Raw genomic sequence first — 9,993 nt, 5'->3', positions numbered from 1 at the left:
TTCCGGCCTTTCGGCCTTCCGGCGGTTCCGACTCTATCAGATCCTTTCGGGCCTGATTTCCGGTCTCCCGGGTCAAGTCGGTTTGTCTTCCCGGCCGTTGGGCCGTTCCGACGAGTGAGACTTTAGCGGAATCCTGGCCCCCGATGCCAATCGGGGCTGCGTCCTTTCGAACGCGGATTCCTCATTTCGCAAAAGCGCACGAAAAACGAAACGGCGGGAACGCCGTTCGATCAAGTGGTTGGTGCGGAATGGCTGTCCGGGGACCGACCGGGGTCGGCGCTCACGTCGGACAACTCGGAGAACACTACGTACGGGCCAAGTACGTGTCAACCCGGGCTCGTGGGCCGTCCGGGGGGGGCATGGGAACGGCTCAGCCGTTGCCGGAGGCGAGCTCGCGGCTGCGGTCTCGTGCGGCTTCCAGGGCGGCGATCAGGGCCGCCCGTACGCCGTGGTTCTCCAGCTCGCGGATCGCGCTGATCGTCGTTCCCGCGGGTGAGGTGACGGCCTCGCGGAGCTTGACCGGGTGCTCGCCGCTGTCGCGGAGCATCACGGCCGCGCCGATGGCGGCCTGCACGATCAGGTCGTGGGCCTGGGCGCGCGGCAGGCCGAGCAGGATGCCGGCGTCGGTCATCGCCTCGACCAGGTAGTAGAAGTACGCCGGGCCCGAGCCGGAGAGGGCGGTGGCCGCGTCCTGCTGGGACTCGGGGACGCGCAGGGTCTTGCCGACGCCGCCGAAAATCTCCTCGGTGTGGGCGAGGTGGGTCGGGGTCGCGTGGCTGCCGGCGCTGATGACGGACATGCCCTCGTCGACGAGCACGGGCGTGTTCGGCATGACGCGGACGACCGGGGTGTTCGGCGCGAGCCGCTCCTCGATGAACGCGGTGGGGATGCCGGCGGCGGCGCTGATGACCAGGCGGTCGGGGGTGACGTGCGGGGTGAGCTCGTCGAGGAGGCGGCCCATGTCCTGGGGCTTCACGGCGAGGATCAGGGTGTCGGCGCGCTTGGCGGCCTCGGCGTTGCTGACGGACTCGACGCCGTAGCGGGTACGGAGTTCCTCGGCGCGTTCCGGGCGGCGGGCGGTGACCAGGAGGTTCGCGGGGTTCCAGCCGGCGCGGATCATCCCGCTCAGGAGGGCTTCGCCGATCTTGCCGGTGCCGAGGACTGCGACGGTGTGGGTCATGCGGTCACCCTCCGGGTGGTGCGGGGTCTTCGACCTCATCCTTGCACCGTTCCCCACCCCCGGGTGGGGCTGCGCCCCCGGCCCCCCGCTCGTCTGCGGACCGTAGTGGGCTGGTCGCGCTCACGCGGCGGAGCCGCACATGTCACAGCCCCGCGCCCCTGAGAACGCCGCTGCGCGGCAATCCCCTGGGGCGGCCCGAAGGGGCGCCTTCAGGGGCGCGGGGAACTGCGCGACCAGCCACAGACCACTTGCGGACAAAGCCCGGGCAGCAGCTACTTCCGCTTCGGGCGCTTGCGGGCCGCCGGGTTGCCCTTGCGGCGTGCGTACCGCGTCAGCGCCTCCTCGTACTCCTTGCGGTGGAGGGATTCGCCGGGGGCCTCCTGGAACGCGCGGAAGGCGTACGCCAGGAGGGAGCCCACGAAGCCGATCGCCTTCAGGCCCTGGAGGGAACGTTCCCGCTCCGGGTCCGTGGGGCGCGCCGAGAAGCCCTCCCACGTCTTGCGGAACGCCATCGCGCTGCACACCGCGAACATCACCACGACCAGGACGGTCACGAAGCTGCCGGTGTCCGCGATCTGGAGGCCCTCGTACGCGAAGCGCAGCACGAAGCACGCCGCCACCGCCGCCAGCAGCGCGCCGATCGCCACCCCGGCGCGGCGCAGCCCGTAGCCGTTGTCGTGGCCGACCCACGTCGTGCCGAAGAAACGGATGGGCTCGGGCTCGGGGCCGCCCCCACCCCCGACGCCGCCTGCGCCCGCGCCCGCGCCTGTGCCGTTCTGGTCGCTCATGGTGCCGATTATCCCCCGGCGGCCGGAAGCGCCCTCAGCCGCAGCGGACCGCCACGTAACCGTCGCTGCCCGTCTTCACGTACGCGTCCGACACGTACTGCCCGTTGGCGATGTTGTCCCAGATGTTCGTCGTCCCGTACGGGCCGGAGACCGTCGTGCCGGGGCACTGGCAGTTGATCGGGACGCTCACCCCGACGGGCAGCACCTTGACCACCGGGTACCCCGTGCCCGGGCCGCTGCGGACGTTCACGCGGACGCCCGGCGCCACCGGGTACCGCTTCGTCGTCGCCTCGGCCTCCACACCCACGAGCTCTTCCGCAGTCATCCGTGGTCCTCCCCCATCACCGTCACTGTGCGTACGCCTCGCACGCGACCCGCAGGCTAGCAAGCCCCTCGGGTCTCGCACGCATCATCGACTAGGCTCCGAGCGTCGCGCTCGGGGACGAACACACGGGGGTGGGCGATGCCGCCGCTGCGCAGCACGGGGCCGGGCCCAGAAGCGGAGCATCCGGAGTACGCCGGGCAGTACTTGCTGGAGTCGACGCTCGGCTCCGGCGGCATGGGCGTGGTCCATCTGGCCGCGTCCGCCTCCGGCCTGCGCCTGGCCGTCAAGGTCGTGCACGCCCAGCACGCCAAGGACCCCGAGTTCAGGGCGCGGTTCCGGCAGGAGGTGTCGGCCGCGCGGCGGGTGAGCGGCGCGTTCACCGCGTCCGTCGTGGACGCCGATCCGGCCGCCGAGCGCCCCTGGATGGCCACGCTCTACATTCCCGGGCCCACCCTCGCCGAGGAAGTGAAGCGGAACGGGCCGCTCGACGCCGCCCAGGTGCGCCGGCTCGGCGCCGGGCTCGCCGAGGCGCTGCGCGACATCCATCGCGCCGGGGTGGTGCACCGCGACCTCAAGCCGAGCAACGTGCTGCTGGCCGCCGACGGACCCAAGGTGATCGACTTCGGCATCTCGCGCCCGTACGACAGTGATCTGCGCACCGAGACGGGGAAGCTCATCGGCACGCCGCCGTTCATGGCGCCGGAGCAGTTCCAGTCGCCGCGCGAGGTCGGGCCCGCCGCCGACGTCTTCGCGATGGGCGCGGTCCTGGTGCACGCGGCGACCGGGAACGGGCCGTTCGACTCCGAGAGCCACTACATCGTGGCGTATCAGGTGGTGCACAACGAGCCCGATCTGACCGGGGTTCCCGACGATCTCGTACCGCTGCTGCGGAGCTGTCTCGCCAAGAAGCCCGGGGACCGGCCCACGCCGGACGAGCTGATGGCGGAGCTGCGGTCGGCGGCGTACGGGACCGAGGCCTTCATTCCGACCCAGCGGTTCCGCAACCCGGTCGAGAGGGTGCCGGGTGGGGAGGGGGGTGGGGGTGGTGCCGGTGATTCTGCTTCTGCCTCTGCGTCTGCCTCCGTCTCTGCCTCTGAGGTGCCTACGCACAAGCGTGTTGCCCACGCGGAGGTCCCGCCCCGGCGGGCTCGTCGGCCGCTGCTCTGGGGCGCCGCCGGTGCCGCCCTCGTGGCCGCCGTGGTGGGTGGGGTGCTGGGTGTACGGACGGGAGCGGGTGAAGACGGCGGCAGCGCCCGGCCGACCGGTCAAGTGGCCCGGGGCACGGCCGCGTTCACGCCCTGGGCCGTGCCGCTCGCGGGCGGCGGGGGCGGCAACCGCACCCCCGCCTGCTCCCTCGCCGGTACGGGCGGGGCCCTGTACTGCGCCGCCCCCGGCGTCACGGCCGCCCGGCTCGATCCGGCCAACGGCCACGTCGTGTGGTCGGTGAAGGCCAAGGGCGCGGCCGGGCGGGTCGCCGACGACGGGCAGCCCCGCCTCTCCGGCGGGCTCGTCCTCGTGGCGCCGCCGGGCGCGGGGCGCCTCGACGCGCTCGACCCGGCGACCGGTGCCACGCGCTGGACCCGCACGGTCCCGGCGCACGCGGCGCTCGCCTTCGGCGACACCTCCGTCGTGTTCACCACCGACAGCGGTGAGGTGCGCTGCCTCGACAGCGCGACCGGCAAGGAGCGCTGGCACGGGCGGCCCGCCGCCGCGACGGCGCAGTGGGTGGCGGCCCCCGGCGGCGCGGCCCTGTACGCCGTGTCGGTGGCCGAGGACGCGGCGACCTCGCTGGTCACCGCCGTCGCGCCCGGCACCGGCAAGGTGCTCTGGACCAAGCGGCTGCCGGGTTCGCTGGGGCCCGTGGGGGTCGCGGGCGGCGCGCTCGCCCTGCTCGCGGCGGACGCCGACAGCTTCACGACGGCGGTCGTACGTCTGGACACCGCGACCCGGGCCGTACGCCGTACGCCGCTGCCCGCCCCCGTCGACCAGGCGCAGGCGACGGTCGACGGCGACCGGATGTACGTGTTCGGGGCGGGCGGTTCGCTCCTCGCGGTGGACGCGGGGCGGGGCGCGCAGCTCTGGCGGCTCGAGACGGGTGCGGCGCGGGCGTCGCGGCCGGTCGCGGGGGGCGGGCGGGTGTACGTGACCGCCTCGGACGGGCGGCTGCTGGCCGTGGACGCGGGGCGGGGGGTGCTGGTCGGGCAGACCGGGCCTCGGATGGCGTCGGGGCGCGACACGTTCACGGCAAGTTTGGGGGCGCCGGTGCTGGGTGGGGGCGCCGTGTATGCGAGTGCGCCGGACGGGGCCGTTTTCGGGGTGGCTGCCGGGGCCTTGGCGGGGCGCTGAGGGGCTGGTCGCGCAGTTCCCCCTCGCCCCTTGAATGCCGCTGCGCGGCAATCCCCTGGGCGCCCCGAAGGGGGCGCATCTCAGGGACGCGGGGAACTGCGCGAGCAACCCGCCACGGCCCGCAGACGAACAGGGTCCAGGCGACGGGGCCGAGGTCAGAGCGGGTTGCAGGGTTCCGGCGGGGCCGGGGTGCCGCTGTGCCCGCCCGTGCCGCCCCTAGCGGCACGCACGCCCACAGCGGCGGCAGGGGGATGGCACGCACGGCCACCGCGGCGGCAGTGGGGACGGCACGCACGCCCACAGCGGCGGCAGGGGGGGACGGCACGCGGGCCCACCGGCGGGGGGCCGGCACGCGGGCCCGCGGCTAGGTGGGTCAGTCCAGCTTGGAGACGTCCCGGACCGCGCCCTTGTCCGCGCTCGTCGCCATCGCCGCGTACGCCCGCAGGGCCGCCGAGACCTTGCGTTCGCGGGACTTCGGGGCGTAGACGCCGCCGAGGGCTTCTCGACGGGTCGTCAGTTCGGCTTCGGGGACGAGGAGTTCGATCGTACGGCTGGGGATGTCGATGCGGATGCGGTCGCCGTCCTCGACCAGGGCGATCGTGCCGCCGGACGCCGCCTCGGGCGAGGCGTGGCCGATGGAGAGGCCCGACGTACCGCCGGAGAAGCGGCCGTCCGTGACCAGCGCGCAGGCCTTGCCCAGGCCCCGGCCCTTGAGGAAGGACGTCGGGTAGAGCATCTCCTGCATGCCGGGGCCGCCCTTGGGGCCCTCGTAGCGGATGACGACGACGTCGCCCTCCTTGACCTCCTTGCGGAGGATCTTGTCGACGGCCTCGTCCTGGGACTCGCAGACGACCGCCGGGCCCTCGAACGTCCAGATGGACTCGTCGACGCCCGCCGTCTTCACGACGCAGCCGTCCTCGGCGAGGTTGCCCTTGAGGACGGCGAGGCCGCCGTCCTTCGAGTACGCGTGGGCGGCGTCGCGGATGCAGCCGTTCGCCGCGTCCGTGTCGAGCGTCTCCCAGCGCTTGGACTGCGAGAAGGCCGTCGCCGAGCGCTCGCAGCCGGGCGCCGCGTGCCACAGCTCGATCGCCTCGGGCGTCGCCGAGCCGCCGCGCACGTCCCACGCGTCCAGCCACTCCTTGATGGAGCGGGAGTGGACGGTGTGGACGTCCTCGTTGAGCAGGCCCGCGCGGTAGAGCTCGCCGAGGATGGCAGGGATGCCGCCCGCGCGGTGCACGTCCTCCATGTAGTACGTGGTGGTGGGCGCGACGTTGGGCGCGACCTTGGCCAGGCACGGGACCCGGCGGGACACCGCGTCGATGTCCTTCAGGTCGTAGTCGAGCTCGGCCTCCTGGGCGGCGGCCAGCAGGTGCAGGATCGTGTTGGTGGAGCCGCCCATGGCGATGTCGAGCGCCATGGCGTTCTCGAACGCCGCGCGCGTGGCGACGGAGCGGGGCAGGACGGAGGCGTCGTCGTCCTCGTAGTACCGCTTGGTGATGTCGACGACCGTGCGGGCCGCGTTCTCGTACAGCGCGCGGCGGGCCGTGTGGGTGGCGAGGACCGAGCCGTTGCCGGGCAGGCTCAGGCCCATGGCCTCGGTGAGGCAGTTCATCGAGTTGGCGGTGAACATGCCGGAACAGCTGCCGCAGGTGGGGCAGGCGTTCTCCTCGATGCGCAGGACGTCCGCGTCCGAGACCTTCTCGTTGGCGGCGTCGACCATGGCGTCGATCAGGTCGAGCTTGCGGACCGTGCCGTCGACGAGGGTGGCCTGGCCGGCCTCCATGGGGCCGCCGGAGACGAAGACGGCGGGGATGTTGAGGCGCATCGCGGCCATCAGCATGCCCGGGGTGATCTTGTCGCAGTTGGAGATGCAGATCAGCGCGTCCGCGCAGTGCGCCTCGACCATGTACTCCACGCTGTCCGCGATCAGGTCGCGGGAGGGGAGGCTGTAGAGCATGCCGCCGTGGCCCATCGCGATGCCGTCGTCGACCGCGATGGTGTTGAACTCGCGGGGGACGGCTCCGGCGGCCAGGATCGCGTCGGAGACGATGCGGCCGACGGGGGCGAGGTGGGTGTGCCCGGGGACGAACTCGGTGAAGCTGTTCGCCACGGCGATGATCGGCTTGCCGATGTCCGCGCCGGCTACGCCCGAGGCGCGCATCAGGGCGCGGGCGCCGGCCATGTTGCGGCCGTGGGTGACGGTGCGGGACCTCAGCTCGGGCATTGCGGTCGCTCCTCAGCGTGCTGGCGATAGCCGAATCGGGCTGCTTCGAGCGTACGCCTCGGCTCCAAGATCTGGACAGGGCGTCCGGATGGCGGGATGTCGGTTCGGCATGCGGGCGGTGGTCGCCTGCGGCGGGCTGGATCCCCTACCCGCCCCTTCCCGCAACCCTCCGGGGGTGGGTGGGGGTGGAGGTGTTTCCGGGGGCTGCGCCCCCGGACCCCCAGGCGGGGCCTGCGGCCCCTGCACCCCGCTTCGGGGCTCCGCCCCGGACCCCGCTGGGACGCCGGCCCTGGAACGCCCGGGGCTCCGCCCTGGCCCCCCGCCTTCGGGGCTCCGCCCCGGACCTCGCTCCTCAAACGCCGGAGGGGCTGAGTTTCGCCCGGGCCCCCCGGCGGTGCGGGGCGGAGGTGGTTCCGGTCATCTGCGTACCTTCGACGCCAAGTGCAGCCGCGTGAAAGCCAGCGCCTCGGCCAAGTCCGCCTCGCGTTCGGCCGCCGACATCGCCCGGCGGGTGTTGACCTCGATGACTACGTGGCCGTCGAAGCCCGTGCGGGCCAGGCCCTCCAGGAGCTCGGCGCACGGCTGGTTGCCCCGGCCGGGTACCAGGTGCTCGTCCTTGGCCGAGCCCTTGCCGTCGGCGAGGTGGACGTGGGCGAGGCGGTCGCCCATGCGGTCGACGAGTGCCATCGCGTCGGTGCGGGCGGTCGCGGCGTGCGAGAGGTCGACCGTGAAGTGCCGGTAGTCGTCCTTGGTGACATCCCAGTCGGGTGCGTACGCGAGCATCTCCCGGTCGCGGTAGCGCCACGGGTACATGTTCTCGACGGCGAATCGTACGTCCGTCTCGTCCGCCATCCGCCAGATGCCAGTGACGAAGTCACGGGCGTACTGGCGCTGCCAGCGGAACGGCGGGTGCACCACCACCGTGGAGGCGCCCAGCTTCTCGGCCGCGGCTCTCGCGCGTTGCAGCTTCACCCAGGGGTCCGTCGACCAGACCCGCTGGGTGATCAGCAGACAGGGGGCGTGAACGGCCAGGATCGGCACCTGGTGGTAGTCGGAGAGCCGCCGCAGGGCGTCGATGTCCTGGCTGACCGGGTCGGTCCAGACCATGACCTCGACGCCGTCGTACCCCAGGCGCGCGGCGATCTCGAAGGCCGTCGCCGTCGACTCCGGATAGACCGAAGCCGTCGACAGGGCGACCTTCGCATCCGGGATGCGCACTACTGGTTCTGCCACGGAGACAGCGTACGGGCACCCGCGGGACGGGCCGCGAGGGGACCGTCCAGGTGGCCGGATCCCGTCCCCTGCCGCCCCGGACGCCCCCGTGGCCCCGGGCGTCAGCCCACCGGCAGCTGGTCCAGGTGGCGCAGGATCACGCCCTCGCGCAGCGCCCATGGACAGATCTCCAGCTCCTCCACCCCGAACAGGTCCATCGCCCCCTCGGCCACCAGCGCCCCCGCCAGCAGCTGGCGCGCCCGGCCCTCGGAGACGCCCGGCAGCGTGGTGCGCTGCTCGGTGGTCATCGCGGCGAGCTTGGGCACCCACTCCTCCAGCGACTTGCGGCTCAGGGTGCGCTGGACGTACACGCCCTCGGTGGAGCGGGCGGCGCCCGCGATCCTGGCGAGCTGCTTGAAGGTCTTGGAGGTGGCGACCACGTGGTCCGGGGCGCCGGAGCGGATGAACTCGCCGACGGTACGGGCGATCTGCGCGCGGACGTGACGGCGCAGCGCCCGTACGTCGGAGGGGTCCGGCGGGTCGCCGGGCAGCCAGGCCGCCGTCAGCCGGCCCGCGCCCAGTGGCAGCGACACGGCCGCGTCGGGCTCCTCGTCGATGCCGTACGCGATCTCCAGGGAGCCGCCGCCGATGTCCAGGAGCAGCAGTTTCCCGGCCGACCAGCCGTACCAGCGGCGGGCCGCGAGGAAGGTGAGGCGGGCCTCCTCCTCGCCGGAGAGGACGCCGAGGTCGACGCCGGTCTCCTCCTTGACGCGGGCGATCACCACGTCCGCGTTGCTGGCCTCGCGCACCGCCGAGGTGGCGAACGGGAGCATTTCCTCGACGCCCTTGTCCTCGGCCGCGATCAGCGCACCGCTGACCGTGGCCACCAGCCGGTCGACGCCTTCCGGTCCGATGGCACCGTCCTCGTCGAGGAGTTCGGCGAGCCTCAGCTCGGCCTTGTGCGAGTACGCGGGCAGCGGCGCGGCACCGGCGTGCGCGTCCACCACCAGCAGGTGAACCGTATTCGACCCCACATCGAGGACTCCGAGTCTCATGGGCTGAACGCTACTGCCGTCGCGGACATACGCTTGTCCCGTGCCAAAGACGAAAAAGGCGAAGCCGGGCAAAGCCAAGGCCCCCAAAACCCCCAAGCAGCGGGCGGACGAGCAGGGGGTCGACTTCCCGCGCGCGTGGGTCGAGTTCCCGGACCCCGCCGACGACGAACAGGTCTTCCGCTGCGACCTGACGTGGCTGACCTCGCGGTGGACCTGCATCTTCGGCAGCGGCTGCCAGGGCATCCAGGCGGGCCGCGCCGACGACGGCTGCTGCACGCTCGGCGCGCACTTCTCGGACGAGGACGACGAGAAGCGCGTGGCGGAGCACGTGGCCCGGCTCACGCCGGAGCTGTGGCAGTTCCACGACGAGGGCACCCAGAGCGGCTGGGTCCAGCTCGACGACGACGGCGAGCGGCAGACCCGCAGGTGGGAAGGTTCCTGCATCTTCCAGAACCGGCCCGGGTTCGCGGGCGGCGCGGGCTGCTCGCTGCACATCCTGGCGCTCAAGGAGGGCAAGGAGCCGCTGGAGACCAAGCCGGACGTCTGCTGGCAGCTGCCGGTGCGGCGTACCTACGACTGGATCGACCGGCCGGACGAGACGCGTGTGCTGCAGATCTCGATCGGTGAGTACGACCGGCGCGGCTGGGGTCCGGGCGGCCACGACCTGCACTGGTGGTGCACCTCGGCGACCTCGGCGCACGGCGCGGGCGAGCCGGTCTATGTGACCTACCGGCCGGAGCTGACCGAGCTGATGGGCAAGGAGGCGTACGACGTGCTCGTGGGCCTGTGCGAGGCGCGCCTGGCGTCCTCGCTGCCGCTGGTGGCACCGCACCCGGCGGACCCGGCCCGCTGACGGCCGCGGC

At 72.9% G+C, this 9,993-nt stretch carries 8 protein-coding genes; 2 read left to right on the top strand and 6 right to left on the bottom strand.

Annotated elements, in window-relative coordinates:
• Positions 1-370: 370 nt before the first annotated feature.
• The 3 genes from proC to AB0G17_RS19555 all read right to left on the bottom strand — a co-directional run bounded on the left by proC (position 371) and on the right by AB0G17_RS19555 (position 2,293).
• Entirely contained in the window at positions 371-1,180 is an 810-nt protein-coding gene (proC, locus tag AB0G17_RS19565; protein WP_361383814.1) for a pyrroline-5-carboxylate reductase, read from the bottom strand.
• A gap of 272 nt (positions 1,181-1,452) precedes the next feature.
• The gene (locus AB0G17_RS19560; RefSeq protein WP_361383811.1) at positions 1,453-1,968 is read right to left on the bottom strand and encodes a hypothetical protein; all 516 of its coding nucleotides are present in this window, start codon (positions 1,966-1,968) and stop codon (positions 1,453-1,455) included.
• A gap of 34 nt (positions 1,969-2,002) precedes the next feature.
• Positions 2,003-2,293, bottom strand: coding sequence for a peptidase (locus AB0G17_RS19555; RefSeq protein WP_361383808.1), 291 nt, complete (start codon positions 2,291-2,293; stop codon positions 2,003-2,005).
• 138 nt (positions 2,294-2,431) lie between these two features.
• On the opposite strand from AB0G17_RS19555, the gene AB0G17_RS19550 reads away from it, so the two are divergent.
• On the top strand, positions 2,432-4,639 hold the full coding sequence (locus AB0G17_RS19550) for a serine/threonine-protein kinase (protein WP_361383805.1): 2,208 nt from the start codon (positions 2,432-2,434) through the stop codon (positions 4,637-4,639).
• Positions 4,640-5,012: 373 nt separating this feature from the next.
• On the opposite strand, the gene ilvD is transcribed toward AB0G17_RS19550, so the two are convergent.
• From ilvD to AB0G17_RS19535, 3 genes are all read right to left on the bottom strand, one after another.
• Complete coding sequence (ilvD, locus tag AB0G17_RS19545) at positions 5,013-6,863, bottom strand: dihydroxy-acid dehydratase (protein ID WP_361383802.1); 1,851 nt, start codon at positions 6,861-6,863, stop codon at positions 5,013-5,015.
• 417 nt (positions 6,864-7,280) lie between these two features.
• Positions 7,281-8,096 carry a sugar phosphate isomerase/epimerase gene (locus AB0G17_RS19540; RefSeq protein WP_188272957.1) on the bottom strand — a complete coding sequence of 272 codons (816 nt, stop codon included), beginning with the start codon at positions 8,094-8,096 and terminating at the stop codon, positions 7,281-7,283.
• 101 nt (positions 8,097-8,197) lie between these two features.
• The gene (locus AB0G17_RS19535; RefSeq protein WP_361383798.1) at positions 8,198-9,130 is read right to left on the bottom strand and encodes a Ppx/GppA phosphatase family protein; all 933 of its coding nucleotides are present in this window, start codon (positions 9,128-9,130) and stop codon (positions 8,198-8,200) included.
• 40 nt (positions 9,131-9,170) lie between these two features.
• On the opposite strand from AB0G17_RS19535, the gene AB0G17_RS19530 reads away from it, so the two are divergent.
• On the top strand, positions 9,171-9,983 hold the full coding sequence (locus tag AB0G17_RS19530) for a hypothetical protein (RefSeq protein WP_361383795.1): 813 nt from the start codon (positions 9,171-9,173) through the stop codon (positions 9,981-9,983).
• The last annotated feature ends 10 nt before the right edge of the window (positions 9,984-9,993 follow it).

This window comes from Streptomyces sp. NPDC023838 (assembly GCF_040639555.1).
Lineage (GTDB): Bacteria > Actinomycetota > Actinomycetes > Streptomycetales > Streptomycetaceae > Streptomyces.
Note: the sequence above shows the minus strand (reverse complement) of the source record. Positions and strands in the feature narration are given on the sequence as shown.

Coding starts and splice junctions, on each gene's coding strand:
- proC (WP_361383814.1), bottom strand. CDS start 1,180: ATGACCCACACCGTCGCAGTCCTCGGCACCGGCAAGATCGGCGAAGCC.
- AB0G17_RS19560 (WP_361383811.1), bottom strand. CDS start 1,968: ATGAGCGACCAGAACGGCACAGGCGCGGGCGCGGGCGCAGGCGGCGTC.
- AB0G17_RS19555 (WP_361383808.1), bottom strand. CDS start 2,293: ATGACTGCGGAAGAGCTCGTGGGTGTGGAGGCCGAGGCGACGACGAAG.
- AB0G17_RS19550 (WP_361383805.1), top strand. CDS start 2,432: ATGCCGCCGCTGCGCAGCACGGGGCCGGGCCCAGAAGCGGAGCATCCG.
- ilvD (WP_361383802.1), bottom strand. CDS start 6,863: ATGCCCGAGCTGAGGTCCCGCACCGTCACCCACGGCCGCAACATGGCC.
- AB0G17_RS19535 (WP_361383798.1), bottom strand. CDS start 9,130: ATGAGACTCGGAGTCCTCGATGTGGGGTCGAATACGGTTCACCTGCTG.